This is a genomic window from Klebsiella sp. H-Nf2, from assembly GCF_002806645.1.
Classification (GTDB): domain Bacteria; phylum Pseudomonadota; class Gammaproteobacteria; order Enterobacterales; family Enterobacteriaceae; genus Klebsiella; species Klebsiella variicola.
This window is the reverse complement of sequence record NZ_PIBL01000009.1, coordinates 43,497-64,102: the sequence shown is the minus strand read 5'-3', so window position 1 is coordinate 64,102 and position 20,606 is coordinate 43,497. Positions and strand designations below refer to the sequence as shown.

16 protein-coding genes are annotated in these 20,606 nt (G+C 59.5%); 9 read left to right on the top strand and 7 right to left on the bottom strand.

What is annotated here, in order from left to right:
• Position 1: 1 nt before the first annotated feature.
• Positions 2–844, bottom strand: a complete 843-nt coding sequence (gene gspC, locus CWM58_RS19730; protein WP_100681590.1) for a type II secretion system protein GspC — start codon at positions 842–844, stop codon at positions 2–4.
• Positions 829–966, bottom strand: coding sequence for a hypothetical protein (locus CWM58_RS28775; protein ID WP_004219434.1), 138 nt, complete (start codon positions 964–966; stop codon positions 829–831). The genes gspC and CWM58_RS28775 overlap by 16 nt, the downstream gene beginning before the upstream one ends.
• 184 nt (positions 967–1,150) lie before the next feature.
• Here CWM58_RS28775 and pulA point away from each other — a divergent pair, with 184 nt between their 5' ends.
• A complete protein-coding gene (gene pulA, locus CWM58_RS19725) occupies positions 1,151–4,459 on the top strand; it encodes a pullulanase-type alpha-1,6-glucosidase (RefSeq protein ID WP_100681589.1) in 3,309 nt (1,102 codons plus the stop codon).
• A gap of 60 nt (positions 4,460–4,519) precedes the next feature.
• The gene (gene gspB, locus CWM58_RS19720; protein ID WP_100681588.1) at positions 4,520–5,077 is read left to right on the top strand and encodes a type II secretion system assembly factor GspB; all 558 of its coding nucleotides are present in this window, start codon (positions 4,520–4,522) and stop codon (positions 5,075–5,077) included.
• 39 nt (positions 5,078–5,116) lie between these two features.
• Here the strand turns inward: gspB and gspS are convergent, their stop codons facing one another.
• A complete protein-coding gene (gene gspS, locus CWM58_RS19715; RefSeq protein WP_100681646.1) occupies positions 5,117–5,491 on the bottom strand; it encodes a type II secretion system pilot lipoprotein GspS in 375 nt (124 codons plus the stop codon).
• Between the two features lie 587 nt (positions 5,492–6,078).
• Between gspS and mrcB the strand changes: the two genes are divergently transcribed.
• From mrcB to fhuB, 5 genes are all read left to right on the top strand, one after another.
• Entirely contained in the window at positions 6,079–8,634 is a 2,556-nt protein-coding gene (gene mrcB, locus CWM58_RS19705; protein ID WP_100681587.1) for a bifunctional glycosyl transferase/transpeptidase, read from the top strand.
• Between the two features lie 234 nt (positions 8,635–8,868).
• Positions 8,869–11,076, top strand: coding sequence for a ferrichrome porin FhuA (gene fhuA, locus CWM58_RS19700; protein WP_061155714.1), 2,208 nt, complete (start codon positions 8,869–8,871; stop codon positions 11,074–11,076).
• Positions 11,077–11,121: 45 nt separating this feature from the next.
• Positions 11,122–11,919: a Fe3+-hydroxamate ABC transporter ATP-binding protein FhuC gene (gene fhuC, locus CWM58_RS19695; RefSeq protein WP_061155713.1), complete on the top strand. Its 798-nt coding sequence runs from the start codon at positions 11,122–11,124 to the stop codon at positions 11,917–11,919.
• Positions 11,919–12,809, top strand: coding sequence for a Fe(3+)-hydroxamate ABC transporter substrate-binding protein FhuD (gene fhuD / locus CWM58_RS19690; protein WP_100681586.1), 891 nt, complete (start codon positions 11,919–11,921; stop codon positions 12,807–12,809). The genes fhuC and fhuD overlap by 1 nt, the downstream gene beginning before the upstream one ends.
• Positions 12,806–14,788, top strand: coding sequence for a Fe(3+)-hydroxamate ABC transporter permease FhuB (gene fhuB, locus CWM58_RS19685; protein ID WP_100681585.1), 1,983 nt, complete (start codon positions 12,806–12,808; stop codon positions 14,786–14,788). The genes fhuD and fhuB overlap by 4 nt, the downstream gene beginning before the upstream one ends.
• Before the next feature lie 223 nt (positions 14,789–15,011).
• Here the strand turns inward: fhuB and hemL are convergent, their stop codons facing one another.
• Entirely contained in the window at positions 15,012–16,292 is a 1,281-nt protein-coding gene (hemL, locus tag CWM58_RS19680; RefSeq protein ID WP_022065539.1) for a glutamate-1-semialdehyde 2,1-aminomutase, read from the bottom strand.
• 180 nt (positions 16,293–16,472) lie between these two features.
• Between hemL and clcA the strand changes: the two genes are divergently transcribed.
• Both clcA and erpA read left to right on the top strand, forming a co-directional pair.
• Positions 16,473–17,891 (top strand): H(+)/Cl(-) exchange transporter ClcA, encoded by a 1,419-nt coding sequence (clcA, locus tag CWM58_RS19675; protein ID WP_100681584.1) that lies wholly within the window; start codon positions 16,473–16,475, stop codon positions 17,889–17,891.
• Between the two features lie 81 nt (positions 17,892–17,972).
• Positions 17,973–18,317, top strand: a complete 345-nt coding sequence (gene erpA, locus CWM58_RS19670) for an iron-sulfur cluster insertion protein ErpA (RefSeq protein WP_015368181.1) — start codon at positions 17,973–17,975, stop codon at positions 18,315–18,317.
• A gap of 85 nt (positions 18,318–18,402) precedes the next feature.
• Here erpA and CWM58_RS19665 read toward each other — a convergent pair whose 3' ends face one another.
• The 3 genes from CWM58_RS19665 to mtnN are packed head-to-tail and all read right to left on the bottom strand — an operon-like array spanning position 18,403 to position 20,554.
• Entirely contained in the window at positions 18,403–19,026 is a 624-nt protein-coding gene (locus CWM58_RS19665) for a TRIC cation channel family protein (protein ID WP_002889277.1), read from the bottom strand.
• 36 nt (positions 19,027–19,062) lie between these two features.
• Complete coding sequence (btuF, locus tag CWM58_RS19660; protein ID WP_100681583.1) at positions 19,063–19,863, bottom strand: vitamin B12 ABC transporter substrate-binding protein BtuF; 801 nt, start codon at positions 19,861–19,863, stop codon at positions 19,063–19,065.
• On the bottom strand, positions 19,856–20,554 hold the full coding sequence (mtnN, locus tag CWM58_RS19655; RefSeq protein WP_008807361.1) for a 5'-methylthioadenosine/S-adenosylhomocysteine nucleosidase: 699 nt from the start codon (positions 20,552–20,554) through the stop codon (positions 19,856–19,858). The genes btuF and mtnN overlap by 8 nt, the downstream gene beginning before the upstream one ends.
• Between the last annotated feature and the right edge of the window lie 52 nt (positions 20,555–20,606).

The following is a 20,606-nucleotide window of genomic DNA, read 5'->3' as shown; positions in this document are numbered from 1 at the left end:
ATTATTCATCCCCCAGCGCGAAAGCGATATCGTGTCGTTGACCTTCTCGCTCAACGGTCAGCGTTATTTCGGTCTGTTCATTCAGGTGTTGCAGCGCCTGCTGTGCTTGCGCCTGATCGCGTAAATCAATGCCATTTAGGGCAATGGCTAAATCATTTTCCTGCAGGCCGGACTGACGAAATAGCGTGGCGTCTTTGCCTGGGTTAAGGCGATAGCCCTGCAGTTTGTCGCCACTGAGCACCGGCGAAATAGATAAATAAGTGAGGATATTTTGCGGCTGTTCGCGGAGTCGCTTCACAAGAGGCGGAGTGGCCGCTGTAGCGGGCGATGACGACGGCGCGCGGGTATCGTTAAATAACAAAATGGCCTCTTTGCGTCCCTGATAGTTAACGATGATCCGGTCGGGAAGAATAGCGACGATCCGCGCATCGTACCCCGGGACAGTATCGCCGGAACTAAGGCTAACCTGCTGATTTCCTTTTTCTATAATGGCGATGGATCGCGCCGGGTTACTGCTGGCGAGTAGACCCGTAAGGCGTAGTTTCAGGCTGGAAACCGGCACCTGATTGAGGTGGGTTGCATCCGTTGGCGCAGGGCTGTTTTTTGCCGCCAGACCAAACAGGGTAAATACGGGCCGTTCGGTTTTTAATTCCGACTCCTCCATTGGAGAAGCGGTTAATGACAGGGCGGAAATATCCTCAGGACTGACAGGGAATACCACGCGCCAGGTTAATTTCGCCAGCTGGGGGATAGCGGTTATTAATATGATGAGCGTCACAATTTGTGGTAATAATTTAATTATCCCTTTATTTATATTTGTTAACCCCATCACAGAAACTGGCATTTTAATTCCTTTGCTAATTTATTTTTCTGCACGTTGGCGTAATACCCTACCGAAACAGGTAGGTGATTATTGGCTTTTGAATTATTTATTGCCGGAGAGTGGCGATAAGCGTGGCGAATCATAATCAGTTTGCGGTTTCGGGTCGTCATTCCCTTTATTGATTTACTCCCCCGGCTTCCTACGCCCCCCTCTCATTTGTGGGGGATGATTGCGCCCCGGAAAGCAAAAATATCTAATTAGCGCGCTGTAAAGATATTCATCCTTTCTTACCTTTTATAATTTAATAAGCATATTAGGGACTATCGAATGCTCAGATATACCTGTCATGCCCTATTTCTTGGATCGTTAGTATTATTGAGTGGCTGTGATAACAGCTCTTCCTCTTCACCCTCTGGCTCACCGGGTTCACCAGGCAATCCTGGCAACCCAGGTACTCCCGGCACGCCCGACCCGCAGGATGTGGTCGTCCGCTTACCGGACGTTGCCGTCCCTGGCGAAGCGGTGCAGGCTTCCGCCAACCAGGCTGTCATTCACCTTGTCGATATCGCCGGCATCACCAGCAGCACGCCGGCCGACTATGCGACTAAAAACCTCTATCTGTGGAATAACGAAACCTGTGATGCGCTGAGCGCGCCGGTGGCGGACTGGAATGATGTCAGCACCACGCCGGCCGGTAGCGACAAATATGGCCCTTACTGGGTGATCCCGCTGACTAAAGGGAGCGGATGTATCAACGTTATCGTGCGCGATGGCACCAATAAGCTGATCGACAGCGACCTGCGCGTCTCTTTTGGCGATTTCACCGATCGCACGGTATCGGTCATCGCCGGCAACAGCGCGGTCTATGACTCCCGCGCCGACGCTTTCCGCGCCGCCTTTGGCGTGGCGCTGGCCGATGCGCACTGGGTCGATAAAACCACCCTGCTGTGGTCGGGCGGAGAGAATAAACCGATTGTTCGTCTCTACTACAGCCACAGCAGTAAGGTGGCCGCCGACAGCAAGGGCGAATTTACCGATAAATATGTCAAGCTGACCCCCACCACCGTCAGCCAGCAGGTGAGCATGCGCTTCCCGCATCTCGCCAGCTATCCTGCCTTTAAGCTGCCGGATGATGTCAACGTCGATGAATTGCTGCAGGGCGAGGCGGTGGCGATATCTGCGGAAAGCGATGGGATCCTGAGCTCCGCCACCCAGGTGCAGACCGCTGGCGTGCTGGACGATACCTATGCCGCCGCCGCCGAGGCGCTGAGCTACGGCGCCCAGCTAACCGATAGCGGCGTGACCTTCCGCGTCTGGGCACCCACGGCGCAGCAGGTTGAACTGGTGGTCTACAGCGCCGACAAGAAGGTGGTGGCCAGCCATCCGATGACTCGCGACAGCGCCTCCGGCGCCTGGTCCTGGCAGGGCGGGAGCGACCTGAAGGGCGCGTTCTACCGCTACGCGATGACCGTCTACCACCCGCAGTCGCGTAAAGTCGAGCAGTACGAAGTGACCGATCCCTACGCCCATAGTTTGTCGACCAACTCGGAGTACAGCCAGGTGGTCGATCTCAACGACAGCGCGCTGAAGCCGGAAGGCTGGGACGGGCTGACGATGCCGCACGCGCAGAAAACCAAAGCCGACCTGGCGAAAATGACGATCCACGAATCGCATATTCGCGACCTGTCCGCCTGGGATCAAACCGTTCCCGCTGAACTGCGCGGTAAATATCTGGCGCTCACCGCCCAGGAGAGCAATATGGTCCAGCATCTGAAAAAGCTGTCGGCCTCGGGTGTGACCCATATTGAGCTGCTGCCGGTCTTCGATCTGGCCACGGTCAATGAGTTCAGCGACAAAGTCGCCGATATTCAGCAGCCGTTCAGTCGCCTGTGCGAGATCAACAGCGCGGTGAAGAGCAGCGAGTTCGCGGGCTATTGCGACAGCGGTTCGACGGTCGAAGAGGTGTTGACTCAGCTGAAGCAAAACGACAGCAAGGATAACCCGCAGGTGCAGGCGTTGAACACGCTGGTGGCGCAGACCGACTCCTATAACTGGGGCTACGATCCGTTCCACTACACGGTGCCGGAAGGATCCTACGCCACCGATCCGGAAGGCACGGCGCGCATTAAAGAGTTCCGCACCATGATTCAGGCGATCAAGCAGGATCTGGGAATGAACGTCATCATGGACGTGGTGTATAACCACACCAACGCCGCCGGCCCGACCGACCGCACCTCGGTGCTGGATAAGCTCGTCCCCTGGTACTATCAGCGCCTGAATGAAACCACCGGCAGCGTGGAATCGGCTACCTGTTGCTCCGACTCGGCGCCAGAGCACCGGATGTTCGCCAAGCTTATCGCCGATTCACTGGCGGTATGGACCACCGATTATAAGATCGATGGCTTCCGCTTCGACCTGATGGGCTACCATCCGAAAGCGCAGATCCTCTCGGCCTGGGAGCGTATTAAAGCGCTGAACCCGGACATTTACTTCTTTGGTGAAGGCTGGGATTCCAACCAGAGCGATCGCTTTGAAATTGCCTCGCAAATCAATCTGAAAGGCACCGGGATCGGCACGTTCTCCGATCGTCTGCGTGACGCCGTGCGCGGCGGCGGGCCGTTCGATTCCGGCGATGCATTGCGCCAGAATCAGGGGGTGGGCAGCGGCGCCGGCGTTCTGCCGAATGAGCTGACCAGCATGACCGACGATCAGGCGCGCCACCTCGCCGATCTGACCCGTCTGGGCATGGCCGGTAACCTTGCGGACTTCGTGCTGATCGACAAAGACGGCGCGGTGAAGAAAGGCAGCGAGATTGACTATAACGGCGCGCCTGGCGGCTATGCGGCTGACCCGACGGAAGTCGTGAACTATGTGTCAAAACACGACAACCAAACGCTGTGGGACATGATCAGCTACAAAGCTGCTCAGGAGGCGGATCTCGATACCCGCGTCCGGATGCAGGCGGTGTCGCTGGCGACGGTGATGCTCGGCCAGGGGATCGCCTTTGACCAGCAGGGCTCGGAGCTGCTGCGCTCTAAATCTTTTACCCGCGATTCGTATGATTCCGGTGACTGGTTTAACCGCGTGGATTACTCCCTGCAGGACAACAACTACAACGTGGGTATGCCGCGCAGCAGCGATGATGGCAGCAACTATGACATTATCGCCCGGGTGAAAGACGCGGTGGCTACTCCGGGTGAAACGGAGCTCAAGCAGATGACCGCGTTTTATCAGGAGCTGACCGCGCTGCGTAAATCGTCTCCGCTGTTTACCCTCGGTGACGGCGCGACGGTGATGAAGCGCGTGGACTTCCGCAACACCGGCGCCGATCAGCAGACGGGTCTGCTGGTGATGACCATCGATGACGGGATGCAGGCTGGCGCCAGTCTGGACAGCCGTGTCGACGCCATCGTGGTGGCGATCAACGCCGCACCGGAAAGCCGGACGCTGCAGGACTTCGCCGGCACATCGCTGCAGCTGAGCGCCATCCAGCAGGCGGCAGGCGACCGTTCGCTGGCGAGCGGCGTGCAGGTTGCCGCTGACGGCTCGGTCACGCTGCCAGCCTGGTCGGTAGCGGTCCTCGAGCTGCCGCAGGGCGAATCGCAGGGCGCTGGCCTGCCGGTGAGCAGTAAATAAGGTGACGTGGGGTGCCCGTAAGGGCGCCTTCTCTGCACCGTGGGGGAACAGGAGACGGTTGTGATTGTTCGTGATGATAGTGAAAGAGGGATCCCGCCGCTGGTGGCGCATCAGCCGCCGTCCGCGCAGGCAGACGCGCCGGTAAGCCGCGGCCGGATGGTGCAGGTCCCCGGCTGGATTATCCCGCTGTACGCCGGATTATTTATCGCGCTCGGCTGGTTTGGCGGCGAGCAGTGGCGCCATCCGTCACCGCCGCAAACGCTGCCTCTGCCGGTGGCTCATGCGGCGCTTTTGCCGTTAACCGCCGCCGGGGAGACCGCGCCAAAAAAACCGTCGCCGGCGGTAAAACCCAGCGCGCCTGCGGCGCCGGTAGTGGACAGCGATACGCTGCCGCCCCTGCGCTACAGCGCCCATGTCTACGCCTCGCTACCGGAAAAGCGCAGCATTGTGTTAAACGGCAAAGCGTGGTCGGAGGGCGATTCCCCGCTGCCCAATCTGGTGGTGGAGCAGATCCAGCAGGATGTGACGATTTTTAGCTTCAACGGCACAACATTTACCCTGGCGGCGCTGGATGACTGGCCCGGCGGGAAAATTGACGAGGAGCCGAAAGGGGAATAAGGGGCACGCGCAATAATATGCGCGTTGAGAATATTTTGCTTAGTCGCTGCGCAAACTGGTAATAAAGGGAGCGAGCTGGCGATTAAATTGACTACACTGTGTGGCTTCCGGAGTGCTGTCCTGCAAAAGTTGTTGATAAAGCCGGTCGCTATTTTGGCTTAACGTCGCCACGTCAATATTTCCCCATCCGCGCGCTTTGCCGACATTCACCGCTGCCCGATATATCGTTTCATCGGCGGGCAGATCGCTACGATTACATTTATTCTTGAGATAGCGCGTCCCGGCCGCTACCGACGAGAGCTGCTCCAGCTGCGCCTGGCTGCTGATGGCCGGGCTGAGCGTTGAGGCGGGTTTCTGTTGGCAGCCAGAGAGCATGGCGACCACGCAAAGCGAAAATATAAACGGAATGCGCATAGTAGAGTAATCAAAATAATGAATCACTGGCCGCTAGTTTAACAAATATTCCCCTGGTGTCATCATAAAATATTATTCGGCATAAATGTTAACAGGCTCGCATTTTTATCAGCAGAAAATCAGTTAAACCCCTTTACTTCTCTCAATAATAAATGCTTTCGTCCGGGAAATATATTTTCAGTCGGAGATGAGGCCAGTGCGTTTGGCATCATGGCGAGCGTCATTTTTTATGTTATTAAAAAACATACTCTTTCCCATCTTGTTACGTGCGCAGGAGGTAAAATGCTGGTTAAGAATGTCGCATTTTAGTGCTATCCTGTATGCCCTGAACATTACGTGCTATGTTCTGACCATTTCTGCTGGTGATGCGTTTAACATAATGATTTTATGGTGAATTTTTATTGTTAATATCATGTAAAACGAAGCAAACCAACCTCATGAAAGGCTGGCGGCATGTCCTGCCTGCCAGCAGGTTGTCGTCCGAAGGATAAGCAGCCTGGACGTTAATTTGAGAGATTTCTTCTTCCTCTGTGCAGGGGAAGTATTGAGAATCAGGCCTTTGCGCTTGAACGTTGCGGAGAAAAAGCATGGCGGGAGATGACCGCGAGCCTATCGGACGTAAGGGGAGACCCTCGCGTCCGACAAAACAAAAAGTCACCCGTCGCCGGGTCCGGGAAGAGGACTACGACGACGAGTATGATGACGATGATTATGAGGATGAGAAACCGGTGCCGAGAAAAGGAAAAGGCAACGGCAGCAAACCTCGTCGTAAGCGCCGCTGGCTGTGGCTGCTGGTCAAGCTGGGGATTGTCTTTGCGGTGCTGATTGCCGCCTATGGCGTCTACCTCGATCAGAAAATCCGTAGCCGCATTGACGGTAAAGTTTGGGAGCTGCCGGCCGCGGTCTATGGCCGGATGGTGAACCTTGAGCCGGACATGCAGATCAGCAAAAACGAGATGGTGCGTCTGCTGAATGCCACCCAGTATCGTCAGGTCAGCGCGATGACGCGCCCGGGCGAATACACCGTGCAGGCCAACAGCATCGAGATGATCCGTCGTCCGTTCGATTTCCCGGACAGTAAAGAAGGGCAGGTGCGTGCGCGTCTGACCTTCGATGGCGATCATCTGGATACCATCGAGAATATGGATAATAACCGCCAGTTCGGTTTCTTCCGCCTCGATCCGCGGCTTATCACCATGCTGCAGTCGCCGAACGGTGAGCAGCGTCTTTTCGTGAAGCGCAGTGGCTTCCCGGATCTGCTGGTGGATACGCTGCTGGCGACCGAAGACCGCCACTTCTACGAGCACGATGGTATCAGCCTGTATTCCATCGGCCGCGCCGTGCTGGCGAACCTGACGGCAGGTCGTACGGTGCAGGGGGCGAGTACCCTGACCCAGCAGCTGGTGAAAAACCTGTTCCTCTCCAGCGAGCGCTCCTACTGGCGTAAAGCCAACGAAGCGTATATGGCGCTGATCGTCGACGCCCGCTACAGCAAGGATCGCATTCTTGAGCTGTATATGAACGAGGTGTACCTCGGCCAGAGCGGCGATAACGAAATTCGCGGCTTCCCGCTGGCGAGCCTGTACTACTTCGGCCGTCCGGTGGAAGAGCTGAGCCTCGATCAGCAGGCGCTGCTGGTGGGGATGGTGAAAGGGGCGTCGGTATATAACCCGTGGCGCAACCCGAAACTGGCCCTTGAGCGACGCAATCTGGTACTGCGTCTGCTGCAGCAGCAGCAGGTCATCGACCAGGAGCTGTACGACATGCTGAGCGCGCGTCCGCTGGGCGTACAGCCGCGCGGTGGGGTGATTTCACCGCAGCCGGCGTTTATGCAGATGGTTCGTCAGGAGCTGCAGGCGAAGCTGGGCGATAAAATGAAAGATCTCTCCGGCGTGAAGATCTTCACTACCTTCGACTCGGTAGCCCAGGATGCGGCGGAAAAAGCGGCCTCGGAAGGGATCCCGGTACTGAAGAAACAGCGCAAGCTGGCAGACCTGGAAACCGCCATGGTAGTGGTTGACCGCTTCACCGGCGAAGTGCGGGCAATGGTCGGCGGCGCGGAGCCGCAGTTCGCGGGGTACAACCGCGCGATGCAGGCCCGCCGGTCAATTGGTTCTCTGGCCAAGCCGGCGACCTATCTGACCGCGCTGAGCCAGCCGAATCAGTATCGCCTGAACACCTGGATCGCCGATGCGCCGGTGACCATTCGCCTGTCCAACGGCCAGACGTGGTCCCCGCAGAACGACGATCGTCGCTTCAGCGGTCAGGTGATGCTGGTGGATGCCCTGACCCGCTCGATGAACGTCCCGACGGTTAACCTTGGGATGGCGCTGGGCTTGCCGGCGGTGGTCGATACCTGGACGAAGCTGGGCGCGCCGAAAGATCAGCTCAACGCCGTACCGGCGATGCTGCTTGGCGCGCTGAACCTGACGCCGATTGAAGTGGCGCAGGCCTTCCAGACCATCGCCAGCGGCGGTAACCGCGCGACGCTGTCGGCGCTGCGTTCGGTGATTGCGGAAGATGGCACGGTGCTGTATCAGAGTTACCCGCAGGCGGAACGCGCTGTGCCTGCCCAGGCGGCCTACATGACGCTGTGGACCATGCAGCAGGTGGTGCAGCGCGGGACGGGGCGTCAGCTGGGCGCGAAGTATCCGGGCCTGCATCTGGCGGGGAAAACCGGGACCACCAACAATAACGTCGATACCTGGTTCGCCGGCATCGACGGTAGCCAGGTGACCATTACCTGGGTGGGCCGCGACAACAACCAGCCGACCAAACTGTACGGCGCCAGCGGCGCGATGTCGATTTACCAGCGCTATCTGGCGAACCAGACGCCAACGCCGCTGGCGTTGACGGCGCCTGAAGACGTGGTCGACATGGGCGTGGACAGCAACGGCAACCTCGTCTGCAGCGGTGGCGTGCGTTCGCTGCCGGTCTGGACGACGCAGCCGGATGCGCTGTGCCGCCAGGGCGAGATGATGCAGCAGCAGCAGTTGCAGCAGCAGGAAGCGAACAACCCGTTTAATCAGTCCGGGCAACAGCAGCCGCAGCCGCAGCAACAACAGCAGCAACAGCCGCCGAAGCAGCAGGAAAAGAGCGACGGCGTCGCGGGCTGGATCAAGGATATGTTCGGCAGTAACTGATTGCGACCGCATGACCCGACCCCTTAGTACGAAAGTATTAAGGGGTTTTTTTATACCTGTAAAAAAGTTAACGCCTCTTTAACTCCATAATAACTATCTGGTTATTAATTCGGCCTTCGGTTTCTCCAGGCGGGCATATCGCTTGCCTTGCCTTCGGCGTTTCGCCTATTATATCGCCCGTCATAATAATAATTATCGTTTACGTTATCATTCACTTTCATCAGAGATATACCCATGGCGCGTCCAAAAACTGCTCAGCCAAATCACTCGCTGCGTAAAATCGCAGTTGTAGTAGCCACGGCGGTTAGCGGCATGTCTGTCTATGCACAGGCTGCGGAACAACCGAAACAAGAAGAGACTATCACCGTCGTTGCGGCACCGGCCGCCCAGGAAAGCGCCTGGGGACCGGCGCCGACCATCGCGGCAAAACGCTCTGCCACGGCGACGAAAACCGATACCCCGATTGAAAAAACGCCGCAGTCTGTCTCGGTGGTCACGCGCCAGGAGATGGAGATGCGTCAGCCGACCACGGTAAAAGAGGCGCTCTCCTATACGCCGAGCGTCTTCTCCACCCGCGGTAGCTCGACCACCTATGATGTGGTCACCATCCGCGGTTTCACTACCTCGACGACCGTCAATACCAACCAGTATCTGGACGGCATGAAGCTGCAGGGGAATAACTACTCTGAAGTCTCCATGGACCCGTATTTCCTCGAGCGCGTGGAAGTGATGCGCGGGCCAACCTCGGTGCTGTATGGCAACAGCAACCCGGGCGGTATCGTCAGCATGGTCAGCAAACGCCCGACCACTGAGCCGCTGAAAGAAGTGCAGTTCAAGATGGGCACCGACAACCTGTGGCAGACCGGGTTTGACTTCAGCGACGCCATTGATGATGCTGGCGTCTGGTCCTATCGCCTGACCGGCCTGGGCCGCAGCCAGGATACCCAGCAGCAGATGGCGAAGTCTACCCGCTATGCGGTGGCGCCGTCCTTTAGCTGGCGCCCGGACGATAAAACCGACTTCACCTTCCTGAGCAACTTCCAGAATGACCCGGATGCGGGCTACTACGGCTGGCTGCCGCGCGAAGGCACCGTGGTGCCGTATTACGACGCCAACGGGAAGGCGCACAAGCTGCCGACCGATTTCAATGAAGGCGAGGCGGATAATAAGATCTCGCGCCGCCAGAAGATGGTGGGTTATAGCTTCTCCCATCAGTTTGATGACACCTTTACCGTGCGGCAGAACCTGCGCTATGCCGAAGTCGATACCTTGTATCGCTCGGTGTACGGGAATGGCTATGTCGCCCCGGGCTACATGAATCGCGCCTATGTGCGTTCTGATGAGCACCTGAACACCTTTACCGTCGATACCCAGCTGCAGTCTGCTTTCGCCACCGGCGCGGTCAGCCATACGCTGCTGACCGGCGTGGATTACTCGCGGATGCGCAACGATGTGGATGCCGACTACGGGACGGCGGATCCTATCAGCATGAGCAACCCGCAATACGGCAACCCGAATATTCAGGTCACTTTCCCGTACGCGGTCCTCAACCGAATGGAGCAGACGGGCCTGTACGCGCAGGATCAGATGGAGTGGGATAAGTGGGTCATGACCCTGGGCGGCCGTTACGATTACGCCACCACCTCAACATTAACTCGCTCCAGTAACAGCCTGGCGGAGAATCACGACCAGCAGTTCACCTGGCGCGGCGGTATCAATTACCTGTTTGATAACGGCATCTCTCCGTACTTCAGCTACAGCGAATCCTTCGAGCCGGTATCGGGTTCCGGGCTTAACGGCCAGCCGTTCGATCCGTCGCGTGGCAAGCAGTATGAAGCTGGTGTGAAATATGTGCCGAAAGACATGCCGGTGGTGGTCACCGCCGCGGTCTATCAGCTAACCAAAGATAAGAACCTGACGGCGGATCCGGCTAACCAGGCGTTCAGCATCCAGACCGGCGAGATCCGCTCCCGCGGCCTTGAGCTGGAGGCGAAAGCGGCGGTGAACGCCAATATCAACGTCACCGCGGCCTACAGTTACACCGATGCGGAATACACTCACGATACGGTGTTCAACGGCAAGCGTCCGGCGGAAGTGCCGCGTAACATGGCGTCGCTGTGGGCGGATTACACCTTCCACGAAACCGCGCTCAGCGGTCTGACGGTCGGCGCCGGGGCACGCTATATCGGTTCAACGGTCAGTTACTACAAAAACGACACCAGCACCGGTAACAAAAATGATGCCTTCAATGTGGCCGGTTATGCGCTGATGGATGCGACGGTGAAATACGATCTGGCGCGCTTTGGCCTGCCGGGCTCTTCGGTCGGCGTCAACGTCAACAACCTGTTTGACCGCGAATATGTCTCCAGCTGCTATAGCGAATACGCCTGCTACTGGGGTGCGGGACGTCAGGTTGTCGCGACCGCAACCTTCCGCTTCTAACTACTCACGGGCGCGGTTCGCCGCGCCCAACATCAGGTTGTTGCTATGCAGGAACAGACTCCGCACTCTGAGACCACCTTTGCGTTAAATGGCGTGACCTTTCGCGTACCAGGTCGCACGCTGCTTCACCCCCTTTCGTTAACCTTCCCGGCAGGAAAAGTGACTGGCCTGATAGGCCATAATGGTTCCGGCAAATCCACCTTACTGAAAATGCTCGGCCGCCATCAGCCGCCTTCCGCAGGCGATGTGCTGCTGGACGGCCAGCCGCTGGAGAGCTGGAGCAGCAAGGCGTTTGCCCGCAAAGTGGCCTATCTGCCGCAGCAGCTGCCAGCGGCGGAAGGGATGACAGTTCGCGAGCTGGTGGCGATAGGTCGCTACCCGTGGCACGGCGCGCTGGGGCGCTTCGGTGCGGCGGATCGCGAAAAGGTGGAAGAGGCGATCGCGCTGGTGGGGTTGAAGCCTTTGGCGCAGCGGCTGGTGGACAGCCTCTCCGGCGGCGAACGCCAGCGGGCGTGGATCGCCATGCTGGTGGCGCAGGATAGCCGTTGTCTGCTGCTCGATGAACCGACCTCGGCACTGGATATCGCCCATCAGGTCGATGTTCTGGCGCTGGTGCATCGTCTCAGCCAGCAGCGTGGCCTGACGGTGATCGCGGTCCTGCATGATATCAATATGGCTGCCCGCTACTGCGATTATCTGGTCGCGCTGCGCGGTGGGGAAATGATCGCCCAGGGGACGCCAGCAGAACTGATGCGCAGCGAAACGCTGGAACAAATCTACGGCATCCCGATGGGGATCCTGCCGCACCCGGCGGGCGCGGCGCCGGTAAGCTTTGTCTATTGATGAAGAACCGAACTCTGATAACCCGACGCCGCCTGCTGACGGCGATGGCGCTCTCGCCGCTGCTGTGGCAGATGCGCGGCGCGCAGGCGGCGAACATTGATCCGCAGCGCGTCGTCGCGCTGGAGTGGCTGCCGGCCGAACTGCTGCTGGCGCTTGGCGTCACGCCCTACGGCGTGGCCGACATTCCCAACTATCGCCTGTGGGTGAACGAACCCGCGCTGCCCGCGTCGGTGATCGATATCGGCCTGCGCACCGAACCCAATCTTGAGCTGCTGACGCAGATGAAACCGTCGTTTATCGTCTGGTCGGCGGGTTACGGCCCATCACCGGAAAAGCTGGCGCGCATCGCGCCCGGCCGCGGCTTCACCTTCAGCGACGGCAAACGGCCGCTGGCGATGGCCCAGCGTTCGCTGCTGGAAATGGCCGACCTGCTGGGTAAACAACAGCAGGCGAAGCACCACCTGGCGGAGTTCGACGCGCTGATGGAGAACCTGCGTCCGCGTTTTGCCGGGCGTGCTGATCGCCCACTGCTGATGATTTCGCTGCTCGATGCCCGCCACGTACTGGTATTCGGTGAGAACTGCCTGTTCCAGGAAGTGCTCGATCGCTTTGGCATTAAAAACGCCTGGCGCGGCGAAGCGGCGTTCTGGGGCAGCATCACCGTCGGTATTGACCGGCTGGCGGCATTTAACGAGGCCGATGTGATCTGTTTCGATCATGGCAACGATCGGGAGATGGCCCAGCTGTTGGCGACTCCGCTGTGGCAGGCGATGCCGTTCGTGCGCGCGGGGCGTTTCCAGCGGGTTCCGGCGGTGTGGTTCTATGGCGCGACGCTGTCGGCGATGCATTTCGCCCGCGTGCTGGCCGATGCGCAGGGGAGGGCGGTATGAGCGCACGTCTCTCGCCGTTAGCCATTCTCCTGCTGACCGGGCTGCTGGTTGCCGCTTTCGCGCTGAGCATCGTCAACCTCAATGTCGCTTTACCTTACGCGCAATGGCGTCAGGCGCTGTGGCAGCCGGATATCGATAATATCGCCCAGATGCTGTTCCATTACAGCCTGCTGCCGAGGCTGGCGATATCGCTGCTGGTCGGCGCCGGGCTGGGCCTCGTCGGCGTGCTGTTCCAGCAGGTGCTGCGTAACCCGCTGGCGGAGCCGACCACGCTTGGCGTCGCCACCGGCGCGCAGTTGGGAATGACGGTCACCACATTATGGGCGATCCCCGGCGTGCTGGCGTCGCAGTTTGCCGCGCTGGCTGGGGCTTGTCTGGTGGGGGCGCTGGTGTTCGGCGTCTCGTGGGGCAAACGTCTGTCGCCGGTGACGCTGATCCTGGCCGGCCTGGTAGTGAGTCTCTATTGCGGCGCGGTCAATCAGCTGATGGTGATTTTCCATCATGACCAGCTGCAAAGCATGTTCCTGTGGAGTACCGGCACCCTGACGCAGACCGACTGGAGTGTGGTGCAGCGTCTGTGGCCGCAGCTGCTCGGCGGCGCGATGTTGACGCTGTTGTTGCTACGCCCGTTAACCCTGATGGGGCTCGATGATGGCGTGGCGCGTAACCTTGGGCTGGCGCTGTCTCTGGCGCGGCTTGGCGTGCTGACGCTGGCGATTGTCATCAGCGCGCTGCTGGTTAACGCGGTCGGCATTATCGGCTTTATCGGTCTGTTCGCGCCGCTGTTGGCGAAAATGCTCGGCGCCCGCCGCCTGCTGCCGCGGCTGCTGCTGGCGGCGCTGATCGGGGCGCTGATCCTGTGGCTTTCCGACCAAATTATTCTCTGGCTCAGCCGGGTCTGGCGGGAAGTCTCGACCGGGTCAGTCACTGCGCTGATTGGCGCGCCTTTATTACTGTGGCTGCTGCCGCGGCTGCGCAGCATCAGCGCCCCGGTGATGAACGGCGGCGATAAAGCGCTGATCGAGCGCCGCCACGTGCCGTGGTTCGCGCTGGGCGGCTTAGCGCTGCTGCTGTTGGCGATAACCGCCGCGCTGACCTTTGGCCGCGATGCCCATAGCTGGCAATGGGCCAGCGGCGATCTGCTGGCGCAACTGATGCCCTGGCGCTGGCCACGAGTGCTCTCGGCGCTGTTTGCCGGGGTGATGCTGGCGGTCGCGGGCTGCATCATTCAACGCCTGACCGGCAACCCGATGGCTAGCCCGGAAGTACTGGGCATCAGCTCTGGCGCGGCGTTCGGCGTGGTATTGATGCTGTTCTTCGTGCCGGGCAACGCCTTTGTCTGGCTGCTGCCTGCCGGCAGCCTTGGCGCGGCGGCGACGCTGCTGGTTATTCTGATCGCCGCCGGGCGCGGCGGTTTCTCGCCGCACCGGATGCTGCTGGCGGGGATGGCGCTGAGTACCGCCTTCACCATGCTATTGATGATGTTGCAGGCCAGCGGCGATCCGCGCATGGCGCAGATCCTGACGTGGATGTCCGGTTCGACCTATAGCGCGACGCCGGAGATGGTGCTGCGTAGCGGTGTGGTGATGCTGGCGCTGCTGGCGCTGGCGCCGCTCTGCCGCCGCTGGCTGACCATCCTGCCGCTGGGCGGCGAGGCGGCGCGGGCGGTGGGGATGGCGCTGACGCCATCGCGTATCGGGTTGCTGCTGCTGGCGGCGAGCCTGACGGCGACGGCGACGCTCACCATAGGGCCGTTAAGTTTCGTTGGCCTGATGGCGCCGCACATTGCGAGGATGCTGGGATTCCGCCGGACGATGCCGCATATGGTGATTTCCGGGCTGACGGGCGGGATGCTGCTGGTCTTTGCCGACTGGTGCGGGCGAATGATTATGTTCCCCTACCAGATCCCGGCAGGGCTGTTGTCGACCTTTATCGGCGCGCCGTACTTTATCTATTTGCTGAGAAAGCAGAGCCGTTAACGATCCTGGATGGTTTCAATATCCCCGGTGGCGCTACCGCTTACCGGGGCTACAGCGTTGTGCGATTTGGTAGCCCGGATAAGGCGCAATGCGCCGCCTCCGGGAAACTCCCCGGTGGCGCTATCGCTTACCGGGGCTACAGCGCTGTGTGATTTGGTAGCCCGGATAAGGCGCAATGCGCCGCATCCGGGAAAATCCCTGCGCCGCCAGGCATTCAAGCACCTTACAGTTTGGCAAACACCCGACGGGCGGCGTCGATGGTGTTATTAATGTCCTCTTCGCTATGGGCGATGGACATAAAGCCGGCTTCAAACGCCGACGGCGCCAGGTACACGCCTTCCTCCAGCATCAGGTGGAAGAAGCGCTTGAAGCGTTCGACATCGCACTTCACCACGTCCTGATAACAGGTGACGGTTTCGGCATCGGTAAAGAAGATGCCGAACATGCCGCCAACGTTATTGACCACCAGCGGGATCCCGGTTTCGCGCGCCGCGTTCAGCAGGCCATCCGCCAGCTGGTTGGTCAGATCGGTCAGGGTTTCATGCACACCCGGCTGCGCCACTTCACTTAAGCAGGCGAAGCCAGCGGCCATGGCGATCGGGTTACCGGAGAGCGTGCCAGCCTGGTACACCGGGCCGGTCGGCGCCAGCGCGTCCATCACTTCGCGGCGGCCGCCGAAGGCGCCCACCGGCATCCCGCCGCCGATAATTTTCCCGAGGCAGGTCAGATCCGGCTCTACGCCGTAATAAGCCTGGGCGCCCGCCAGCGCCACGCGGAAGCCGGTCATCACTTCGTCGATAATCAGCAGCGCGCCGAACTCATCGCACAGCGCGCGCAGGCCCGGCAGGAACTCCGGCTGCGGCGGAATGCAGTTCATGTTGCCGGCCACCGGTTCGACGATGATACAGGCGATATCCTGCGGATACTGCTCGAACGCCGCGCGTACCGAGGCGAGGTCGTTATAGGTGCAGGTCAGGGTATGTTTAGCGAAATCGGCTGGCACGCCCGGCGAGTTTGGCTGGCCGAGGGTCAGCGCGCCGGAACCTGCTTTCACCAGCAGACAGTCGGCATGGCCGTGATAGCAACCTTCGAACTTAATGATCTTATCGCGGCCGGTGAAGCCGCGGGCCAGGCGAATGGCGCTCATGGTCGCTTCGGTGCCGGAGTTCACCATCCGCACCATATCCATGGTCGGGACCAGCTCGGTCACCAGCTCCGCCATTTTCACTTCCATTTCGGTCGGCGCGCCAAAGCTCAGGCCGCGGGACGCCGCTTCGATCACCGCATTGCGGATAGCCGGGTGGTTGTGGCCCAGCACCATCGGACCCCAGGAGCCGACATAATCGATATAGGCCTTCCCATCCACGTCATAAAGATAGGCGCCATCAGCGCGTTCGATAAACAGCGGCGTGCCGCCGACGCCGGTGAAGGCGCGCACCGGCGAGTTAACGCCGCCGGGGATCAGTTCGCGCGCAGCATGGTATAGATTTTCAGATTTGCTCATGGCCAGGGTCCTGGTTCGTGAAAAATGTTTTATCGGCTATTCTAAGTTATTCCAGGATGGTTATGAAAGTTTTGCCCAATTGAAACAATGTGCCGCAAGGGCATTTTTTTGACGACGCAGCGCGCCGGGGCGGCTAAAATGCCTCTCTCTTCATTTGTATTACCAATAATTGATAATGGCATGAAAGCAGATACTCCCTCTTTTGAAGCACATCAGTTCGTGCGGGTGCGTCGCGGCGATGCGGTGCGCCGTTTGATTCAGCGCGATAAAACGCCGCTGGCGGTCCTGTTTATGGCGGCGGTGGTCGGCACGCTGGCCGGTCTGGTGGGCGTGGCGTTTGAAAAGAGCGTGAACTGGGTGCAGAACCAGCGGATCGGCGCGCTGGCGCAGGTGGCCGACCACTGGTATCTGGTCTGGCCGCTGGCGTTTATCTTGTCGGCGCTGCTGGCAATGGTCGGTTATTTCCTCGTGCGCCGCTTTGCGCCGGAGGCGGGCGGCTCCGGGATCCCGGAAATCGAAGGGGCGCTGGAGGAGCTGCGGCCGGTGCGCTGGTGGCGCGTGCTGCCGGTGAAATTCATCGGCGGCATGGGGACCCTGGGCGCCGGAATGGTGCTGGGACGTGAAGGGCCGATGGTGCAGCTTGGCGGCAACATTGGACGCATGGTGCTGGATATCTTCCGCATGCGCAGTGCGGAAGCGCGGCACACGCTGCTGGCGACCGGTGCGGCGTCGGGGCTTTCGGCGGCCTTTAATGCGCCGCTGGCCGGTATTCTGTTTATCATCGAAGAGATGCGCCCGCAGTTTCGCTACAACCTGATCTCCATTAAAGCGGTATTTACCGGCGTGATCATGTCGAGCATTGTGTTTCGTATTTTCAACGGCGAAGCGGCGATCATTGAGGTGGGCAAGCTGAGCAACGCCCCGGTGAATACTCTGTGGCTGTATCTGGTGCTGGGCATGCTTTTTGGCTGCTTTGGCCCACTGTTTAATTTTCTGGTGCTGCGCACCCAGGATCTGTTCCAGCGCATCCACGGCGGCAATATCAAAAAATGGGTGTTGATGGGCGGGGTAATCGGCGGGATCTGCGGCCTGCTGGGGCTGATGCAGCCTTCCGCGGTGGGTGGTGGCTTTAACCTGATCCCTATCGCTGCCGCCGGTAACTTCTCCGTCGGTCTGCTGCTGTTTATCTTTGTCGCCCGCGTGGTGACCACGCTGATCTGCTTCTCTTCCGGCGCGCCGGGGGGCATCTTCGCGCCGATGCTGGCGCTGGGCACCTTGCTGGGCACGGCGTTCGGCATGGCGGCTATTCCGCTGTTTCCGGCCTACCATCTCGATGCCGGCACCTTCGCCATCGCCGGGATGGGGGCACTGCTGGCCGCCTCGGTACGTGCGCCGCTGACCGGAATTGTGCTGGTGCTGGAGATGACGGATAACTATCAGCTCATTTTGCCAATGATTATTACCTGCCTTGGCGCAACACTACTGGCGCAATTCCTCGGCGGTAAGCCTTTGTATTCGACCATTCTGCAACGTACTCTGGCGAAGCAGGAGGCCGAGCAGGCGGCAAAAGCGCAGCAGCCACCCCGGGAGAATACTTGAACGATTTACCAGGGTATTAGATAATGGCTCAAAAGGTCCGGTTATTCTTTAACCGGCCGGAAGTATCAATGGGAGCAAAAAATGAGTGATGACGTAGCGTTGCCGCTGGAGTTTACCGAAGCCGCAGCCAACAAAGTAAAACACCTGATTGCGGATGAAGATAATCCGAACCTGAAACTGCGCGTGTATATCACCGGCGGCGGTTGCAGCGGTTTCCAGTATGGCTTCACCTTTGATGATCAGATCAACGAAGGCGATATGACCATCGAGAAACAGGGCGTCGGCCTGGTGGTCGACCCAATGAGCCTGCAGTATCTGGTTGGCGGCGCCGTCGATTATACCGAAGGGCTGGAAGGTTCGCGTTTCATCGTGACCAACCCGAACGCGAAAAGCACCTGCGGCTGCGGGTCCTCGTTCAGCGTTTAACGAGAGTACGGCCGATTGCCTTCTCCCACAGAGAGAGGGAGTCTACGCGAAAAACGGTAACCTTACGGTTACCGTTTTGCTTTTATTACCTTCCGTTATCGTCCAGGGCAAACGTCGGCAGCTTCAGGTGCCAGCGGATCGCCGCCAGACGGATCACCAGCGTCACCACCATGCCCATCATCGCCGAATTCTCCAGCGGGAGATGAAAGGTGTCGTGCGCTGTAGCGTGGACAATGCCGCCGACAATACAGGCGGTGGCGTAGATCTCGGTGCGCAGAATCATGGGAATTTCGCGCGCCAGCACGTCACGAATAATCCCGCCGCCGACACCGGTGACTACCCCCATGCAGACCGCCACCAGCGGACCGCTGCCGGCGAGAAAGGCTTTATTGACGCCGATGCCGACAAACACCGCCAGACCGACGGCATCAAGAACGGGCAGTATCCATTTCGGCAGCCGACGCGGCTGGCGGACCAGCAGGATGGTCAGCATGCTGGTGACCATCGCCACCACCAGATCGGTGGGATCTTTGACCCAGAATACCGGGCCATTCGCCAGCGCCATGTCGCGGATGGTCCCGCCGCCCACCGCCGTCACCACGCCTAACACCAGCACGCCGAACGGGTCCATGCGTAATTTTCCCGCCAGCAGAACGCCGGAGATCGCGAAGACAGCCGTGCCAATAATATCCAGCCAATAGACAAGCATCGTTGATTCCCACTGAACATCCGGTGTGCCGGATGATTATTTTACCTGGTCAAGCGCCGCACAAAGTTGTTTGGCGGCGAGGATAATACGTGGGCTTGCGCGTTCAAACCAGTCGCTGTGTAACGCAATCAACGAAATGGTGAGCTGATGTTGCCAAAAGCGCTGCGCTTCGGCAATGCGGCTGGCGTCGCCGGTCACCACGATCGCCTGCGGCTGGCGGGCCAGCACCTGTTCGCGGCTCACTTGCGGCCAGGGAACACGGCTGGTGGCAAAGATATTCTCGCCGCCGCACAGCCTCAGCACCTGATCCTGAATCGAACCGGGACCACTGGTGAACAGCGGCGTGGATCCGAACTGCAGGAAGACGCGTTTCTTCGGCGCATTGGCATAGCGCGCTTTCAGCGCATCGTATTCCTGCTGCATCGCCTGTGCCGCCTGCTGCGCTTTTTCCGGCTGCGGGCTCCACTGCGCCAGTTGACGCAGGGTGGCGATGATCTCTTCTATCGTCGAGGTCTGCACCCAGAGGACGTGAATACCCAGCGACTGCAGCTGGTTAACCTGGCGTTCGGCATTGCCCCCGCGCCAGGCCAGCACCACGTCTGGCTTTAGCGCCACGATGCGCTCCAGGTTCATCCCCTGCCAGCTGGCAACCTGTTCTATGGTTTTGGCCTGCAGAGGATAATCGGAATAGCTGCTGACGCCGACCGGCGTGATCCCGGCGGCAAAGGCCAGTTCGGTATTGGCGGGGGAGAGGGTGACCACCCGCGGCGCGGCCAGTAGCCACGCCGGGGCGAGTAACAGCAGCGCGGCAAGCGCGAAGGATAGCGACTTAGCCACGTGCCAGGTTCTGTACCAGATTCTCCACCATCAGGGTGGACTGTCTGGCGGCGACCGCAAGGAACTCCTCAAAACTGAGGTGGGACTGCTGGTCGGCCACGTCGGAGATGGCGCGAACCACCACGAAGGGAACCTTGAAGTTATGGCAGACGTGAGCGATGGCGGTCGCTTCCATTTCCACGGCGATTGCCTGCGGGAAATTATGGCGGATCTTCGCCAGTGCGACGGAGCCGTTAATGAAGGCATCGCCGCTGACGATCAGGCCGCGAACGGCATTGAGATCTAACGCTTTAATGCAGTCTTCGGCGGCGGCCACCAGCTTATCGTCCGCTTTAAAGCCCGCCGGGCAGCCAGGCAGCTGGCCATACTCATAACCGAAGGCGGTGACGTCGGCATCGTGGTAGCGCGCTTCATCGGAGACGACGATATCGCCGACCTTCAGCGTCGGCGCGAGGCCGCCGGCAGAACCGGTATTAATGATCACGTCTGGCTGGCAGCGCTCCAGCAGCAGGGTCGCGCCCGTCGCCGCCGCCACTTTCCCGATACCAGACTTCAGCAGAGCGACGTCAACGCCGTGAAGTTGGCCGGTATAGATTTCGCTGCCGCCAATGGTGATGGTCTGGCGGTTTTCGATTTTGTCGCGCAGGAGGGTAACTTCCTCTTCCATAGCGCCAATAATGCCAATTTTCATAGATTTACTCGCGATGTGTCAGGTTTAGTTGCATAGTCTATCATGCGCTTAA

Excerpts from the sequence above, each read along its gene's own strand:
- gspC (WP_100681590.1), bottom strand. The coding sequence starts at position 844 with ATGCCAGTTTCTGTGATGGGGTTAACAAATATAAATAAAGGGATAATT.
- CWM58_RS28775 (WP_004219434.1), bottom strand. The coding sequence starts at position 966 with ATGATTCGCCACGCTTATCGCCACTCTCCGGCAATAAATAATTCAAAA.
- pulA (WP_100681589.1), top strand. The coding sequence starts at position 1,151 with ATGCTCAGATATACCTGTCATGCCCTATTTCTTGGATCGTTAGTATTA.
- gspS (WP_100681646.1), bottom strand. The coding sequence starts at position 5,491 with ATGCGCATTCCGTTTATATTTTCGCTTTGCGTGGTCGCCATGCTCTCT.
- mrcB (WP_100681587.1), top strand. The coding sequence starts at position 6,079 with ATGGCGGGAGATGACCGCGAGCCTATCGGACGTAAGGGGAGACCCTCG.
- fhuA (WP_061155714.1), top strand. The coding sequence starts at position 8,869 with ATGGCGCGTCCAAAAACTGCTCAGCCAAATCACTCGCTGCGTAAAATC.
- fhuC (WP_061155713.1), top strand. The coding sequence starts at position 11,122 with ATGCAGGAACAGACTCCGCACTCTGAGACCACCTTTGCGTTAAATGGC.
- fhuD (WP_100681586.1), top strand. The coding sequence starts at position 11,919 with ATGAAGAACCGAACTCTGATAACCCGACGCCGCCTGCTGACGGCGATG.
- fhuB (WP_100681585.1), top strand. The coding sequence starts at position 12,806 with ATGAGCGCACGTCTCTCGCCGTTAGCCATTCTCCTGCTGACCGGGCTG.
- hemL (WP_022065539.1), bottom strand. The coding sequence starts at position 16,292 with ATGAGCAAATCTGAAAATCTATACCATGCTGCGCGCGAACTGATCCCC.
- clcA (WP_100681584.1), top strand. The coding sequence starts at position 16,473 with ATGAAAGCAGATACTCCCTCTTTTGAAGCACATCAGTTCGTGCGGGTG.
- erpA (WP_015368181.1), top strand. The coding sequence starts at position 17,973 with ATGAGTGATGACGTAGCGTTGCCGCTGGAGTTTACCGAAGCCGCAGCC.
- CWM58_RS19665 (WP_002889277.1), bottom strand. The coding sequence starts at position 19,026 with ATGCTTGTCTATTGGCTGGATATTATTGGCACGGCTGTCTTCGCGATC.
- mtnN (WP_008807361.1), bottom strand. The coding sequence starts at position 20,554 with ATGAAAATTGGCATTATTGGCGCTATGGAAGAGGAAGTTACCCTCCTG.